Source organism: Algoriphagus marincola DSM 16067 (assembly GCF_000429405.1).
Lineage (GTDB): Bacteria > Bacteroidota > Bacteroidia > Cytophagales > Cyclobacteriaceae > Algoriphagus > Algoriphagus marincola.
In genome coordinates this window covers 413,367-429,366 of record NZ_AUBU01000001.1, presented here as the reverse complement: position 1 = coordinate 429,366, position 16,000 = coordinate 413,367, and the positions used below count along the sequence as shown (strand labels likewise).

Here is a 16,000-nt window from a genome sequence, read left to right as displayed (position 1 = left end):
ACCAAATGATCTCAATTTTTATTGAGTCTTTTTAGCCTGCGCAAGTTTATATGAGTAAAGTAGGCAATTTTGAAAGTATTAAGCTAGCCTAAGGCATACCATCTTCAAAGTTGGCATTCGGTTGATGTATAGGAATACATCTACACTCGTCCGCCTTGAAGCTGACATACCTGAGACTTTTTCAGTGAGCCCTATTTAAAAGGCGAGTCTTTTTCTTTAGCCATCTGATTATAGACAATTCCATCGAGAATACCCGGCATCCACTTATTCAGAAACACCGCCAATTTACCCTGAGAAGTCAAAACGATATCCCGCTTTCGCTTGATCGTCGCCTTCAAAATATGTTCTGCCACTTCCTCGGAAGTCATCATTTTAGCCTCATCTCGAGGGGATTCGCCCTGAGAAGAACCATCAGCTGTGAGTGCCGTGTTTCGAATATTGGAAGCTGTAAATCCGGGAGCCACGACCAAGACATGAACGCCCTTTTTCATCACCTCTGTGCGAAGCGCTTCAAAAAAGCCATTCATCGCATACTTACTCGCTGTGTAGGCTGTTCGTGCCGGAGTACCCCGATAGCCATTGATAGATGATATACCGATGATCGAGCCTTTGGACTTCAAAATAGCCGGGAGACAAAACTTGGTTGCATAGACTGTTCCCCAGAAATTCGTATCCATCACTTTGCGAAAAACATCCAAATCCAAGTCCTGAAAAAGCGCCCGCATCGAAATTCCGGCATTATTGATCAGGATATCTATCTGTCCAAAATGTGAAAGAGTCTCCTCCGCCAATCGTTGATTATCAGCTTCTGAACCGGCATCAGCGAGAATGGGCAGAACCTCAAAACCATGTGAACGGAGTTTCGATGCAGTATTTTCCAGCTTTTCAGAATTACGACCTGTGATGGCGAGTTTGGCTCCTTCTCGACCAAATACCTCAGCACAAGCCTCACCAATCCCTGAAGTGGCACCGGTAATTAGGACGACTTTGTCTTTGAATTTCATAGCTGAAAATTAAGATTAAAGATAGGGAATCAGGAATCTTGGTGATAAAAAATATACTTGGCCAACTAGATTATGTTAGGGTTTAGCTATTTAGAACTATCCAAAAGATTCTAATCCTCCAAAACAAACTACCTATTCACCTTCCACACATGCTCTTCGCTATCTAAAAGTTCTTTTCCCCAGACGGGTAGCTCGGCCTTGATACGCTCCACCAATTCATCGCAGGCATCCATCGCTGCTTTTCGGTGTTTGGAGGAGGTAAACACAAACAAACAAATCTCACCAACTTTTACCTCGCTTAAGCTGTGATAAATATGCATGCAGGTCAACGGATACTTGGCAAAAATATCCTCTCTTATTTCAAAGGCCTTTTCCAAGGCCATCTCTTCATAAGCTGTATAGTCGATTCCTATCACCTGACCATTTTCTTTCTGGTCTGCTCTCACTTGGCCAAGGAAAATCGAATGTCCTCCGATATCCGTCTTGCTTGCATGATTGGCAATTGACTTGGCTATCTTCTCAGGAGCAATCGCTCCCTGCACAAAAATATTCTTCGGTTTTCTGACTTTATCCATTACTTCTCGAGTTTGTTTTCAAAGCTGCAATTCCCCCTTTGATGGAATAGGTGGCTTTATCCGGAAAATGAGATTTGATGAGCAAAGCTGCTTTTTGACTTCGAATTCCTGTTTGACAGAAGAAGAAAATCGACTCTGCATCTTCAAACTTTTCCAATTGTTGCGGCAAAACAGACATGGGAATCTTGGTCAAAGCAGAACAAACCAAGGGTGGTTCCTCCTCGGGTTCTCTCACATCCACCAGTATGGTTCCATGCCCTGCCCTGCGAAAAGCATCATCCCAATTGAGGGTCTCAATCCCTTCACAGGCCAATTCATAATTTGTATCAGAAAAGGCTTCCCAGTCTGACGGGGCAGAAGCTCTAGCCTTGAAGCTAGGACTGATCTGCAAATCGTAAGTCTCGGAATTTAGGCTATTGAAATACAAAACCCGATTATCCAAAACTTCTCCTAGGCCTGTTAGAACCTTGATCGCTTCCAAGGCCATCAAATTTCCGATGATTCCCGGCAAAACACCCAAAACGCCTGTTTCTGAACAATTGGGAACCTCTGCAGCGGAAGGCATATCTGGAAACAGGTCCCGATATTGACAGGACTGACGGTTGAGGTTGAAAACAGAAACCTGCCCTTCATGCTGATAAATCGCTCCAAAGACCAAAGGCTTTTTGAGCAAAACACAAGCATCATTGACTAGATAGCGAGTGGGAAAATTATCAGAGCCATCGATCACCAAATCATGCGGAGCTAAAAGTTCCTTTGCATTTTCAACCGAAATGAAAGCAGTAACTACCTTCCAGTTGATATCAGAATATTTATCGGAAAAATAACTTACAGCAGCCTCTGCTTTGTTTTTTCCCAAATCTTTTTCTCCAAAAATCACCTGCCGATTGAGATTGGAAATACTCACCTCATCTCCATCTACCACGGTAATATTTCCGACTCCAGCGGCAGCCAAATACAGCAAAATCGGTGAACCGAGACCTCCTGCACCAATCACTGCCACAGAGGAATCTCTCAGTTTTTCTTGGCCCTCAGTACCAAAGCCGGGTAAAATAACTTGTCTTTCGAATCGATTCATAAATTCATCCTCCCGAAAAAGGCGGTAAAATGGCTACTTCTGCTCCAACTGGGATTTCTGCTCGCTCCGAACACAATTTCTTGTTCACAGCGATAATGAATTTGACAGACCTCAAACCAGGAAACTCTTCCAAAATTTGCTTTGTCAAACTTTCAGAATTCCCTGGATTGGAAAGGGTCAATTCCTGACTTCCCAGTTTTTCTGCCACCATCCCAAATGCTTTGATCTTTATCTGGTTTTCCATGTCATTTGAATTGAGATTCCTAAATTACACTTCATCAATTTATTTAACTAATCAACAGGATAAATGATCTCATTTCCTTGAGTTCATTTTGCAATAATTAATAAACTCCAATTCACCCTTCAATCACAAAATCTCTCTAAATGACCCAAAACCTTAATCAAATGGCTGTATTATACTTCTTGCTTTTTGCCTTATGGGCATGCAGCAGCCCATCAGACGATTTGGTAAATGATAAATCAGCAGATTCTACCTTATCAAATCTCAGCGATGAGCAGCTCCTCGACACCGTTCAATACTACACTTTTCAGTATTTCTGGACGGGGGCCGAACCTAACTCAGGTATGGCTCCGGAGCGAATTCATATGGATGGGCTATATCCTGATCAGGATCAGTATATCATCACCACGGGAGGTACGGGAATGGGTTTGATTGGGATTCTGGGAGCCATCGAGCGGGGATGGATTACCCGAGAAGCCGCTGTGAAGAGGTTTGACAAAATGCTTTCTTTTTTAGAAAAAGCGGACCGATTTCATGGGATTTGGCCCCATTGGTTGGATGGAAAAACGGGTAAAACCAAACCTTTTAGCCCAAAGGATGACGGAGCGGATTTGGTCGAATCGGCCTTTCTGATGCAAGGGCTTCTTGCTGTCCGGGAATACTTCAAAGGTGGAAATGAAGCAGAGCAGAAGATAAGTAAGCGCATTCAGACCCTTTGGGAGGAGATGGACTGGAATTGGCATACCCAAAACGGGCAAAATGTACTCTATTGGCACTGGTCACCCAATTTTGGCTGGGACATGAATTTCGCCTTGGAAGGCTACAATGAAACTTTGGTAACCTACATTTTGGCAGCTGCTTCCCCTACCCATCCCATCAATCCTGAGGCTTACCATCAAGGCTGGGCTAGGTCAGGAGACATTCGTTCACCAAAAGAGACGCCTTATGGTTTTCCCCTGCAGCTAAAGCATAATGGCGCGGAGGAATTAGGAGGCCCGCTTTTTTGGGCCCACTATTCCTATCTCAGCATCAATCCCAAAGGACTCAAAGATCGGTATGCAGACTATTGGGAAGAAAACAGAAACCAAACCCTGATCAATCGGGCTTGGTGCATTGCCAATCCGGGAAAATTTAGAGGCTATGGGGAAGACTTGTGGGGCCTGACCGCCTCCTACTCGGTCAATTTTTACCATGCCCATCGCCCCGGAGATGATGTTGGCGTGATTTCCCCGACTGCAGCTCTTTCCTCCATTGTCTACACTCCGGAGAAATCCATGAAAGTGATAAGGAATCTGTATGAAAAATATGGAGAAAAGGTTTTTGGACCTTATGGATTCTACGACGCGATTAGTCCACATCATGACTTTTTCCCTAAGCGCTACTTGGCCATCGATCAGGGACCGATCGTCACGATGATAGAAAATTACCGGTCAGGCTTGGGTTGGAAATTGGTGATGAATGCTCCTGAAATACAGCAGGGATTGAAAAAACTAGGTTTTACTTATGAAATCCCAAATTAGGATAGCATCAATTTAATCGAAGCAAAAAGCAGGACGAAAGCCAAAAGGTATTTCAAAGACTTAACAGAAAAGCGTTTAGCTCCCAAATAAGCTCCTAAAATACCACCGGCCACGGTCAAAGGAACCAAAATCCAAAGTTCTTCTTTCATCGGGATTTCATAAATACTTGCCCCAAAAAAGCCAGCTACCGAATTCAAAAAGATAAACAAGGCGCTCAGCGCTGCCGTCTCCTTAACTCCTGCCCAACCCAACATCAAGACAATCGGAGTAAGAATGATTCCCCCACCGATTCCGATCATTCCGGAAAGAAAGCCGATCAAAATCCCCAAAAGCGGACCCATCCACCAAGCCCGTTCTATTTTCACTTCCTTGGCTATGGGGAAAACTCCGGCAAACTTCAAGGCCGGAAAAAGCAAAAGTGCTCCCAGAACTTTTTTGTAAATGGAGGCATCTAGCAGGATAGTTCCTCCCAAATAAGCCGCAGGTATTGAAAACAGAATAAGTGACCAAAACAGACTGGTCGGAAACTCTCCCGCCTTACGGTAATTAAGGAAGGAAGCCATGGACACCATCATATTCAGAATCAGGGCTGTGGGCCTTATCTCCTCAGGAGCAAATCCCAACAAAGCCAAAATCATCAGGTAAGAACTCGCTCCTCCATGCCCGACCGAAGCATACAAAAACGCAGCAAAAGGCATCAAAAAAAACAGGCCGTAATAAATCAGGTCTTCCATCACCAAGGATAAAATTTAACCAAAGTACCCGATTCGACAAGGGATGACTCCTCCGGTATCTCCACAAATCCATCCGCCAAACCAAAAGCAATCAAGTTGAAGGATTCCTGACCCTGAAGCACCTCTACTTTTCCATTTTGGATTCTTGCTTTCAGAAATTGGGTGAGCGGAATTTTCTTATCAAAATCCTGAGCCAATGGAAGATTTTGAAAATGATTCCATGCTTCCGGATCTCTTTTCCAGGATTGAATGACAGGCTTTACGTACTGCATAAAGCAGGAAAGTACCGAACCCGGGTTTCCAGGCAGGGCAAAAACGATCTTACCCTCTTTTTCTCCAGCATAAAGGGGTTTGCCGGGTCTCTGCTTGAGTTTGTAGAAAAGCTGTTTCATCCCGTTTTCCTCTACAGCGATTTTGACAAAGTCATAGTCTCCCACAGAGATCCCTCCGGTAAAGATCACCAAATCATACTCCTCCAGCGCTTGGGAAAGGGCCTCTACCACAGCTTCTTTTTGATCCGGAACCTTGATTTGATTTATTTCTGAGATTCCCAAGTTTCTTAACCAAGACTCCAAGGCAGGGCCATTGGCATTGTAGATTTGACCGGAATCGAGAGGCTTTCCCAAGTCCTGGATTTCATTGCCAGTAATGATGATGGCGACTTTTGGAGCTAGGGATACCTGCACCTCATTTACACCCACCGAGGCTAAGAGACTGACCAAGCCCGGAGTAATCTTTGCACCGACTTCGGCCACGACCTCACCCCGTCTACATTGCGTTCCCCGATAGCGAACATGATTTCCCTGAGTGACATCCTCAGGTTTAAATTGGATGAAATCACCCGCCCGCGCCACTTTTTCCTGCATGATCACCGAATCTGCCCCTGCAGGCAGTGGTGCTCCGGTAAAGATTCGGACTGCTTGTCCTTTTTCGATTTTGGGTAAGTCAGAAGAGCCCGCAGCAGCCTCTCCCATTACTTCCAAGCGATCAATTCCTTCCTCCCAAGCAAAGGCATAGCCATCCATGGCAGAGTTGTCAAAGGAAGGCACATCGATTTTAGATTGGACAGATTGGGCTAAAAAATGGCCTATGGCCGAAGAAATGGGTAAGCTGATAGTTCGATTCGGAAGATCAAGCTTTTGAAGGATGGATTTTGCTTCTGAAACGGATATCATTTAGCCTCCGATTTTGATCATACTTCTGTTTTCGATGGCATCGGGATTAGCCTTCAGGTAGTCTGGGTCAAATTGTCCCCCCAAGGCTTTATGCTTTCTGGAAATGGAAAGCCGGATGATTTCTTCCACATTTTCTTCCTTTCGAAAGGCTCCCAACAAATCCAATTCTTCCTTTCCAAAAAGACAGTTTTTGATTTTTCCATCTGCTGTCAGACGGATTCGGTTGCAGCCCGCACAGAAGTTCTCACTCATGGTAGTGATAAAGGCAAAAGTACCGGCAAAACCGGGTACTTTGTATTTCTTGGCTGTATCGTGCTTTTTGTCTTCCAGCTTGACGATTTCATACTTTTCCTTCACCAAATCCAGCATTTGAGCCGCTGTGACCACTTTCTTGCTTTGCCAATGATTCCCTGCGAAGGGCATAAACTCGATGAATCGCATGTGGATGGGAAGCTCCTCCGTCATCGCCACAAAATCGCAGATTTCGTCCTCAATCAAGCCATGAAGCGCCACCGCATTAACTTTGACACGAAAGCCTTCTCGCGAGAGCAAGAGAATGTTTTCCCAAACCAAATCAAATTGATCTCTGCGGGTTAGTTTGAGGAATTTTTCACGGTTGAGTGTATCCAAACTGACATTGACCGAGCGAACACCGGCTTTCTTCAATACGTCAATATGTTTGTGAATCAAAACACCATTTGTGGTCAGGGTCAATTCAACAGGATAGGTAGAAAGATACTCCAAAATCTCGGGAAACTCTTTCCTTACCAAAGGCTCTCCTCCGGTCAATCTAATCTTTTTGACCCCAAGATTAATGAAGGTTTTTGCCAGATTGATCACTTCATCCTTACTCATCAGCTTGGACTGAGGCATCCACTCCATCTCTTCCTGCGGCATACAATAAGTGCAGCGGAAATTACAGTGATCTGTAAGTGAGATCCTGAGGTAATCGTGAATACGTCCGAAACTATCGACAAGCATTAAGCTAGATTAAGAGTTTTTCTTTTTGTAATAAAGCCAAAATTGGCTGAATGGTTTCATTTGTCTATTTAGTCTTTTCTAAACTGAGTTGGAGATAAATTTACATGCTTTTTGAAGAAATTATTGAAGTGAGTCACTTCATTGAATCCCAAGCCATAAGCGATTTCGGATACATTCCAGTTGCTTTGTTTCAGTAGGATTTTGGATTCCTGCAATACTCGATCGGCGATCAACTGAGAGGTCGTCTTTCCGGTCATTTCTTTGACGGCCCGGTTGAGGTGATTGACATGGACATTAAGCTGATCTGCAAAGTCTGAGGGGCTTCTGATTCCAATGGTCTGATGGGTTTCATCGATGGGAAATTGCCTTTCCAGCAATTCCAAAAAAATGGAAGCAATCCGAAGGGAGGCGTTTCCGTGTTGGGTTTGTTGAATCTCAGCAGGCTGCAGCTTCATCCCAAAATGAATCAGCTCCAAAATCAAAGCCCGGATCGCATCATATTTGTATTTGTATTCGGAATTGAACTCTGCTTCCATTTTTTCAAAAATCAGTTCAACCGCCTCCACCTCTTTGTCTGTCAGCTCAAAAATGTGATTTCCACTGGGCTGAAATACCTCATATTGCTGGATCTGCCCGAAATTCATAAAGAAATGTGGGTTGAAAATACAGTAAATCCCTTGCGTATCGGGCGCCAAATTATCCCATTTGTAAGGTACAAGCGGATTGGAAAAGGAAAGCGCCTGTTTCTTAACTTCATTGATTCGGTCAGCATAGTGAACCGTACCCGGGCCTTTGACCAGCATGATTTTATAAAAATCTCTCCTTCGGTAGGGCACGGTCTTCATTTTGCCCTCCAGGTATGGTTCCAGTCGGAAAATATTGAAATGACCGATTTCCGCGGCTAAGTTTTCTGGAATCCAGTTGAATTTTCTCTCATAAAACTCTCGTAGGCTTTCGGCATTATCCATGATTTATTTTTTTTCAAATGAGGAATTAAACTTATACAGCAGACTCAAGTTCCAAACCAAATCATCTCCTGGGATAGTGGAATCGAGCTTTTTATTGGCAAAAGCCTGAAATTGAACTGGAAACTCTCCATTTTTCAAGGTAATTCCCGAATTGATATAAAACCCGGAATTTTCATCAACCTTTAGGAAAAAGAGCTGGGGATTGATCGCCATACGGTATTCACCAGCTAATTGAATATCCGAAAATTCAGGACTTAAAGCTAGAAAATCAGAATTTTTGGGCCCAAGCACCTGAATACCCATGCCTTTGAGGTAGTACAATCTCAGGGTAAACCTATCCGTCAATCGATAGCTGGAATTGATTTCACCTGCCACATAGCGATTGGCTACCATTCTCATTTCAGGTTGTCCCTCCACCATTACCTGTGCCTCTTGAAACAAAAAAGCAGGATGACCACCTACAGACAAAGAAAAGCGTCGGTCTTTGATCAATTTATATCTTCCCCAAAGTACGAATGACCAAGGCTTTCCATCCATTCCAAAACGAAGCATGGGATCAAAGGAAAAGCGTTCTCCTCCCATAGTCAAGTCAAAAAAGACCGCTGGGCGACCAAGCGAAAAGGAAGGGATAATGGATATCCCATTATTGGTAGCAGTGATGGTTCCTCCAATGTGCTTTTGCCCTGACTCTTGAGCAAAAGCTTTCTCATTGCTTAAGCATAAGCATGCTAGGATTATCAAAAGAAAGGATACTCCTTGAAAGATATAGGTTTTAGAAAATTGACGATGGAATTGATTACAAAATTTCATAAGGGTGATTGAAATGTCTTACAAAATTCGTGGTGAATTCCTATTTCTAGCGACACTTTTCAAACCAAAACTTACAAAAATCAAATAACCAGCCCCGAAACTTTCGACCGCTAAAGGTCTAGATTGATAAACTCTAAAAACCCTCGATTTGATTGAGTTTTTTAGCCTCAATATTCATTAATGAAAGGCCATCTTAAACTTTAATCGACTAGGGTGGTTAATAAACAGAAATCAAACCCCTTTAAGAAAAATGAAAATCAACAAAATCACGGCATTCGCCGCCACCTTCCTAGCACTTGGCTTATGGACAGCTTGCAGTGCTCCCAAACAAGAATCCTCTGAAGAGGAAACAATGGTAGAAGAAGTTGTAGAAGAAACCCCAGTTGAGTCGAATACTGTGGTCGATATCGCAATAGGTTCTCCTGACCATACCACATTAGTTGCAGCAGTACAGGCTGCTGGATTAGTAGAGACTTTAAGTGGAGATGGACCATTCACCGTTTTTGCACCTACCAATGCAGCTTTCGAAGCACTTCCTGCTGGAACTGTTGAGGGATTATTGGAGCCAGAGAGCAAAGAAGCCCTAACTGGCATCCTTACCTACCATGTAGTATCAGGTAATGTAATGTCTGGTGATCTAAGTGATGGACAAGAAGTAACAACACTTAACGGTCAAACGCTAACTGTCTCTATCCAAGATGGAAAAGTAATGATCGGAGGCGCCACCGTTGTAGCTGCTGATTTGGCAGGTTCCAATGGAGTAATTCACGTGATTGACACGGTACTTCTACCAGAATAAGGTATAAGAATCCAAAATGACATAAAAGCCGACTTTACCTAGTCGGCTTTTTTTTTGTTGCTGTTTGAATTTTGTAAGTATTGGTTTGATAGGAATAATTGAAACAGTATAAAAATCAGGAATATTGTTGTTAAAAATCTCAAAAAATGAAAAGACACTTATTTCTAATTGCCCTGTTGCTATTTAGCGCGAGTACAGTATTTTCACAATCCGCCACCGAAAAAGAGGTTTATGAACTTTCCATGAATAAATGGAAATGGATGGCTGATAAAGATATTGCCAAACTCACTCCCCTATTCCATCCTGAAGCCAAGTTTGTCCATATGAGCGGAACCTGGACGACTGAACGAGAACTGGAAATCATCGAAACAGGTAGCATTTGGTACAAAAATGCGGCTGTTCATGATACTGCTATCGAATTGTTTGGGAATACGGCAGTTGTTTGGAACCGAATCACCTTGACAGCCCATGTCAGAGGAAATGATGTGGAGAATGAATTTACAGTGACTGAAGTCTACCAAAAAGAAGGTTCCGAATGGAAAATGCTTGCCTTGACCTTCAGTAGTGTACGAGATACACACGAGATTGAGAAGTAGGCGAATAGCTTATTTGAATTCAGTAAGGGCTAGCCTACTATAAATCATTAACTTAGATATCAAATTTTAGAATTATGGCTCAATTCAACCTCAATATCAACGGCAAATCCCAACAGGTCGATGTCGATCCCAATACCCCACTACTTTGGGTTTTGAGAGATCACCTGGATTTGGTGGGTACTAAGTTCGGTTGCGGTATCGCTCAATGCGGTGCCTGTACCATTCACTTGGACGGGAATGCAGTGCGTTCCTGTCAGTTACCGATTTCGGCAGCAGAAGGTGCACAAGTAACTACCATTGAAGGGCTTTCCGAAAATGGAGATCATCCGGTTCAAAAAGCCTGGCTGGAGCATGATGTTCCTCAATGTGGCTATTGCCAAGCAGGTCAGATTATGAGTGCGGCAGCCCTTTTGGCACAAAACCCTAGCCCATCCGATACCGACATCGACAATGCAATGAATGGAAACATCTGTCGCTGTGGAACTTATCTCAGAATAAAGGCAGCCATTAAAACCGCTTCACAAAACCTCTAAGCTCTGAAAACCATGACAACTGTAAATACCAAAATGAACAGAAGATCCTTCCTGAAAGCCTCGGCTTTGGCAGGAGGTGGAATGATGCTCAGCTTTGCCTGGCTCGCTGGTTGTAAGCCCACCGAAGAGGAAATGATGGGCCTTCCCAAGGAATGGTTTGAATTAAATAGCTACATCAAAATAGGAGAAAATGGGGCCGTGACCCTTTACTCTCCCAATCCGGAATTCGGCTCCAATGTCAAGACTTCCATGCCTATGATTTTAGCGGAGGAGTTGGACACAGATTGGAAGCATGTATTTGTGGAGCAAGCAGATTTTTATCCGGAGCGTTTTGATCGCCAATTTACCGGTGGAAGCCAAGGAATCCGTCAAGGTTGGACTCCTTTGAGAACGGCCGGTGCCACAGCAAGAGCCATGCTCGTCAGTGCTGCCGCACAATCATGGAATGTCCCCGCTTCAGAAATCACCACAAATGCAGGGCAAATTGAACACAAAGCCTCCGGCAATAAAGCGCATTATGGAGAAATGGCTTCTTTGGCGGCCACACTAGAAGTACCAGAGGAAGTGACCTTAAAGGAAATCAAGAATTTCAATATCATTGGAACATCCAAGAAGAATGTGGATGGTCAAAAAATCATCACCGGAAAGCCCCTCTTCGCTATTGACCATAAGGTCGAAGGAATGAAGTATGCCGCGTTGGTCATGCCTCCTGCTTTTGGGATGCAACTTAAGTCATTTGACAAAAGCTCAGTAATGGGCATGTCCGGAATTATAGACGCTTTCCCGATCTCCCTATTCAAAGAAGACTACGCTAGAAATTTCTTTGATACCACCACTTTTCCTGAGGTAGTAGCGATAGTAGGCAATTCGACTTGGGAAGTCATGCAAGCCAAGAAGAACCTAACAGCCGAATGGGAAAAAGCGCCGGAAACAACCTTCCCAATGGCAGGACGAGGAGGCGGAACCAGCACAGCCGTTGTACCGGCAGGACTGGAAAATACAAATCGCCACAAAGCGCGAATGGCGGAATATATCCAAAAGCCAGGCAATGTAGTTCGAAGAGATGGAGATCCTGAGGGAATGTTTAATAAAGCAGCCAAGGTTTTGGAACGAACCTATACTGCGCCTTTCCTCGCTCATAATACCATGGAACCGATGAACTGCTTCGCGAATGTGAAGGGGGACAAAGCGATTATCTATGGTCCAACTCAGGCACCGGAGTTCATATCAGGAACCATTGCCCAGGCACTTGGTATTCCAAAAGAAAATATCCAAATCAACCTCGCTCGAATGGGTGGTGGATTTGGACGAAGAGCTTATAGTCACCATATGACCGAAGCGGCTTTGATTTCTCAAAAAATCCAAGCTCCTGTGAAGATGGTTTACACCCGCGAGGATGACATGTCTGCAGGAGTCTATCGACCCACCTATTCAGCAACTTACCGAGCAGCTTTGGATGAAAACAATAATTTGTTGGCATTTCATGTAAAAGCCGGAGGAATCCCAGAGACTCCCCTTCATGCCAATCGATTTCCAGCTGGAGCGATCGATCACTATCTGGCGGAAGCTTGGGATATCCCTTCCAATATCACGATTGGAGCTTTCCGTGCTCCGCGGTCAAACTTTATCGCAGGTGCCGAACAAAGCTTCTTGGATGAATTGGCAGAAGAAATGGGCAAGGATCCTATTGAGTTCCGATTGGAATTGCTAAAAAGAGCAGAGACCAATCCTGTAGGCGAAAGGAATGATTACGAACCCAAACGCTATGCCGGTGTCTTGGAACTGGTAAGAGACAAATCCAATTGGACTAGCCAGCAATCAAATGTCAGCCGTGGTGTATCTGCTTATTTCTGTCATAATTCTTATGTGGCTGAAGTCGTAGACACAGTCATCAAAGACAATCAACCTGTAGTGGAGTCAGTCTACGCAGCGGTAGATTGTGGCATAGTGGTGAATCCGGATGCCGCTAGAAACATGGGAGAAGGTGCGATTGTCGATGGTATCGGAAATGCCTTTTTCGGAGAACTGACTTTCGAAAATGGAGCTCCCACCAAACGAAATTTTGACAAGTACCGCATGATACGGCATAAAGAAGCGCCGAAGAAAATCGAAGTTCACTTTGTGGAAAATAACGAAGATCCAACCGGATTGGGCGAACCACTTTTCCCACCGGTATTTGCGGCCTTGGCCAATTCCTTATACAAAGCAACAGGTAAACGCTACTATGAGCAGCCATTTGCACCACAGTTGGAAATGGAGAATTTGAAAATGTAGCTTTTGATTAGAAAAAGCGATTTTGTTCAAACACCCAAAACTTGATACTTATCAAGTTTTGGGTGTTTTATTTTTCTGAATATCCGCAATCATACCAGTTACCTTATTTTCTTTGCTTGACTGGTTGGAAGACCGAAGACCCAGCCACGGCTGGCAGGCGAAGCTTCCGAATCCTGATCCTTTCAGCAGACAATAAGCCGACTTTTTGTCAATACCGGCAACAAAGCGGATATCCATATTCTTTATACCTGGATTCAGTAGAAGACCAAAACCTCCATTAGAAAAACCCGATTTTTGATTTTTTATTGTAGATTAAATCTTGCAAAAACATTCTAACCCGATGCGAAACGCCTTCTATTTAATTTTTCTTCTCAACTTCCTAGTCTCTTGCAGTCAAAAACAAAACGAGTCGATTAAGAAATCAGAGGATTCATTTGAATCATCTTTCACCACCCAACTGGGAAAAACTTATCAGCTATCCGAGCCCTCCGAAAAGCTACTAAGCCAATATGAAGAAGCAAAGGCCAATTTTGAGGCTAATCCAGACGATGTAGAGGCTCTTATCTGGTATGGAAGACGCACCGCCTATTTAGGTCAATATGGGAAGGCTATCGATATTTATTCCGAAGGAATAGAAAAATTCCCCCAAGAACCCAGACTTTACAGACATCGAGGGCATCGCTACATTTCCTTCCGAGAGTTTGATCAGGCAATTTCCGATCTTGAAAAGGCTGCCGAGTTGATCCAGGGAACTCCAAATGAAATCGAGCCAGATGGAATGCCTAATGCTTTGAACATTCCTGTGAGTTCACTTCACGGAAATATTTATTATCATTTAGGATTGGCTTATTACCTGGTTGGAGATTATGAAAAGGCCTATGATGCTTATGTGAAATGCAGGGAAAGTGGTTCCCATTATGACAATATTGTTTCCAGTACCCATTGGCTTTACATGATTCAGCAGCGATTGGGAGATCCTGCTAAAGCTGATTCACTTTTGGCACCGATCCACGCAGATTCTACTGTGATAGAAAATCAAAGCTATGCTGACCTTTGCAATCTATACAAAGGTTGGGTACCAGTAGATTCACTTATACAGCAAGGACCTGGCGGCAATCCATCCAATGATGCTGTTCGGTATGGAGTGGCAAATTGGTATCTCTACAATGGAGACACTTCACGGGCCAAAAACATGATGGAAGGTCTCTTGGAGACGAATTCCTTCGCTTCCTTTGGCTACATTGCAGCTGAACAGGATTGGATCCGTATGTTTAACCAAAACTAAAAACCAATGAATTCCGACGAAAGAATAGCTAAAATGACTTTTGGTTCGGTCTATCCTCACTATGTAAATAAGGTTGAAAAGAAGGGACGCACACAAGATGAATTGGATCAAGTAATATCCTGGTTAACTGGCTTTTCTTCTTCAAAAATTCAGGAATTAATTGAGCAAAAGGTCTCTTTTTCCGAGTTTTTCGAAGAAGCGCAGCTCCATCCTAATACCAATCAAATCAAAGGGGTAATTTGTGGATACAGAGTCGAAGAAATAGAAAACCCTTTGACCCAAAAAGTCAGATATCTGGACAAATTGGTAGATGAATTAGCCAAAGGGAAAAAAATGGAAAAGATTCTAAGAAGCAGTTGAAAAGTCCCACATCTACATCCTCAAAACCTTCCGAAATAAAATCAGCAACGGTTATAGGATCCGGAATTATCGGATTGACTTCGGCCATTGCATTGCAGGAGACTGGATTTCGAGTAAAGCTTTACGCCAAGGAGAAATTTGGACACACACTTTCCCATAAAGTGGGGGCTGTTTGGTTTCCATACACCATCGAACCAAAAAAGAAAACTGATCGATGGGCAGCTGTGAGCTATGCGCGCTATCAAGAAGAATCAGCCTACGCTGAAGGGGTTTCGATGATTCCATTTTTGAACTCTTATAAAGATCTGAGCGAGGAAGAATGGGTAAAGCATTTACCGCCCGGAACTGTACGGGAAGCCAGTTTCTCGGAGCTTCCAACTGGCATGGAAAAAGGTCTGATCGCTAATGTTCCTTTAGCCGAACCTCCCCGCTACCTTCCGTATTTATTCAGAAAGTTTTTAGAAAATGGAGGTGAATTTGAAATGAAAAAATTCAAAACCCTCAACGACCTAGCTTCACTGGATGAATGGGTGATCAATTGCACTGGCCTTGGAGCCAGGGAACTCTGTGGAGACCTAGATCTGCATCCTATGCGCGGACAAATTTTACGTGCCGAGAAAATGAATATTCCTTCCTTTGCTGACCCTATCCGAAAAGGAGCTTTAACATACATCATCAATAGAAGTCAGGACTCCATCATTGGAGGAACTGATTATGAAGACGACTGGAACGAAGAGGAAGATCCAAATGACACTCAATTAATTTTGGGACGATTGAAAAATTTTGGCATCCAATCAAGTCCCCAAGTAATCGAAACACTAGTCGGACTAAGACCGAAAAGAAAAGCAGTGCGTTTTGAGTTTGATGAAGAATTCCCTCGGATTTTTCACAATTATGGTCATGGAGGTGCTGGATTTACTGTAGCATGGGGTTGTGCTTTAGAATTAGGCGAAATCCTCCATCGCAAAATATCAGGGGAATAATGGATCCAAGGCTAGGTTTGAATGAACTGAATCTTGAAATATTTGCTTCTCTATTCGAACGAACATCAAAATTTTTATCTAGTA

The 16,000-nt window shown here is 43.5% G+C and carries 18 protein-coding genes; 8 read left to right on the top strand and 10 right to left on the bottom strand.

The window, feature by feature from the left end; genetic code table 11:
- Positions 1–191: 191 nt before the first annotated feature.
- From G457_RS0102005 to G457_RS0101990, 4 genes are all read right to left on the bottom strand, one after another.
- Positions 192–1,004 carry an SDR family oxidoreductase gene (locus tag G457_RS0102005; protein ID WP_026944987.1) on the bottom strand — a complete coding sequence of 271 codons (813 nt, stop codon included), beginning with the start codon at positions 1,002–1,004 and terminating at the stop codon, positions 192–194.
- A 128-nt stretch (positions 1,005–1,132) separates the two neighbouring features.
- Positions 1,133–1,579, bottom strand: a complete 447-nt coding sequence (locus G457_RS0102000) for a molybdenum cofactor biosynthesis protein MoaE (protein ID WP_026944986.1) — start codon at positions 1,577–1,579, stop codon at positions 1,133–1,135.
- Positions 1,572–2,657 carry a HesA/MoeB/ThiF family protein gene (locus G457_RS20875; protein ID WP_035482949.1) on the bottom strand — a complete coding sequence of 362 codons (1,086 nt, stop codon included), beginning with the start codon at positions 2,655–2,657 and terminating at the stop codon, positions 1,572–1,574. The genes G457_RS0102000 and G457_RS20875 overlap by 8 nt, the downstream gene beginning before the upstream one ends.
- Before the next feature lie 4 nt (positions 2,658–2,661).
- On the bottom strand, positions 2,662–2,901 hold the full coding sequence (locus G457_RS0101990) for a MoaD/ThiS family protein (protein WP_035482948.1): 240 nt from the start codon (positions 2,899–2,901) through the stop codon (positions 2,662–2,664).
- Positions 2,902–3,062: 161 nt separating this feature from the next.
- Here G457_RS0101990 and G457_RS0101985 point away from each other — a divergent pair, with 161 nt between their 5' ends.
- Positions 3,063–4,418, top strand: coding sequence for a glucoamylase family protein (locus tag G457_RS0101985; RefSeq protein WP_248602811.1), 1,356 nt, complete (start codon positions 3,063–3,065; stop codon positions 4,416–4,418).
- On the opposite strand, the gene G457_RS0101980 is transcribed toward G457_RS0101985, so the two are convergent.
- The 5 genes from G457_RS0101980 to G457_RS20870 all read right to left on the bottom strand — a co-directional run bounded on the left by G457_RS0101980 (position 4,415) and on the right by G457_RS20870 (position 9,086).
- Positions 4,415–5,152 (bottom strand): sulfite exporter TauE/SafE family protein, encoded by a 738-nt coding sequence (locus tag G457_RS0101980; protein ID WP_026944983.1) that lies wholly within the window; start codon positions 5,150–5,152, stop codon positions 4,415–4,417. The genes G457_RS0101985 and G457_RS0101980 overlap by 4 nt on opposite strands.
- Positions 5,152–6,327: a molybdopterin molybdotransferase MoeA gene (locus G457_RS0101975; protein WP_026944982.1), complete on the bottom strand. Its 1,176-nt coding sequence runs from the start codon at positions 6,325–6,327 to the stop codon at positions 5,152–5,154. Before G457_RS0101975 ends, G457_RS0101980 begins: the two co-directional genes overlap by 1 nt.
- Positions 6,328–7,308 (bottom strand): GTP 3',8-cyclase MoaA, encoded by a 981-nt coding sequence (gene moaA, locus G457_RS0101970; RefSeq protein ID WP_026944981.1) that lies wholly within the window; start codon positions 7,306–7,308, stop codon positions 6,328–6,330.
- 68 nt (positions 7,309–7,376) lie between these two features.
- A complete protein-coding gene (locus G457_RS0101965) occupies positions 7,377–8,276 on the bottom strand; it encodes a helix-turn-helix domain-containing protein (RefSeq protein ID WP_026944980.1) in 900 nt (299 codons plus the stop codon).
- Positions 8,277–8,279: 3 nt separating this feature from the next.
- Positions 8,280–9,086: a hypothetical protein gene (locus G457_RS20870; protein WP_081701364.1), complete on the bottom strand. Its 807-nt coding sequence runs from the start codon at positions 9,084–9,086 to the stop codon at positions 8,280–8,282.
- Positions 9,087–9,336: 250 nt separating this feature from the next.
- Here G457_RS20870 and G457_RS0101955 point away from each other — a divergent pair, with 250 nt between their 5' ends.
- The 4 genes from G457_RS0101955 to G457_RS0101940 all read left to right on the top strand — a co-directional run bounded on the left by G457_RS0101955 (position 9,337) and on the right by G457_RS0101940 (position 13,288).
- A complete protein-coding gene (locus G457_RS0101955; protein ID WP_035482947.1) occupies positions 9,337–9,885 on the top strand; it encodes a fasciclin domain-containing protein in 549 nt (182 codons plus the stop codon).
- Positions 9,886–10,031: 146 nt separating this feature from the next.
- Positions 10,032–10,481 (top strand): nuclear transport factor 2 family protein, encoded by a 450-nt coding sequence (locus G457_RS0101950; RefSeq protein WP_026944978.1) that lies wholly within the window; start codon positions 10,032–10,034, stop codon positions 10,479–10,481.
- Between the two features lie 74 nt (positions 10,482–10,555).
- Positions 10,556–11,014, top strand: a complete 459-nt coding sequence (locus tag G457_RS0101945) for a (2Fe-2S)-binding protein (protein ID WP_026944977.1) — start codon at positions 10,556–10,558, stop codon at positions 11,012–11,014.
- 12 nt (positions 11,015–11,026) lie between these two features.
- The gene (locus tag G457_RS0101940; protein WP_026944976.1) at positions 11,027–13,288 is read left to right on the top strand and encodes a molybdopterin cofactor-binding domain-containing protein; all 2,262 of its coding nucleotides are present in this window, start codon (positions 11,027–11,029) and stop codon (positions 13,286–13,288) included.
- A 51-nt stretch (positions 13,289–13,339) separates the two neighbouring features.
- Here G457_RS0101940 and G457_RS0101935 read toward each other — a convergent pair whose 3' ends face one another.
- On the bottom strand, positions 13,340–13,525 hold the full coding sequence (locus G457_RS0101935) for a hypothetical protein (RefSeq protein WP_026944975.1): 186 nt from the start codon (positions 13,523–13,525) through the stop codon (positions 13,340–13,342).
- Positions 13,526–13,607: 82 nt separating this feature from the next.
- Here G457_RS0101935 and G457_RS0101930 point away from each other — a divergent pair, with 82 nt between their 5' ends.
- Genes G457_RS0101930 through G457_RS0101920 form a run of 3 tightly spaced genes read left to right on the top strand, consistent with a single transcriptional unit; the run spans position 13,608 to position 15,916 of the window.
- A complete protein-coding gene (locus G457_RS0101930; protein ID WP_155847066.1) occupies positions 13,608–14,573 on the top strand; it encodes a tetratricopeptide repeat protein in 966 nt (321 codons plus the stop codon).
- Positions 14,574–14,579: 6 nt separating this feature from the next.
- A complete protein-coding gene (locus G457_RS0101925) occupies positions 14,580–14,933 on the top strand; it encodes a DUF2200 domain-containing protein (protein ID WP_026944973.1) in 354 nt (117 codons plus the stop codon).
- Positions 14,930–15,916, top strand: a complete 987-nt coding sequence (locus tag G457_RS0101920) for an FAD-dependent oxidoreductase (protein WP_248602810.1) — start codon at positions 14,930–14,932, stop codon at positions 15,914–15,916. The genes G457_RS0101925 and G457_RS0101920 overlap by 4 nt, the downstream gene beginning before the upstream one ends.
- Positions 15,917–16,000: the final 84 nt, after the last annotated feature.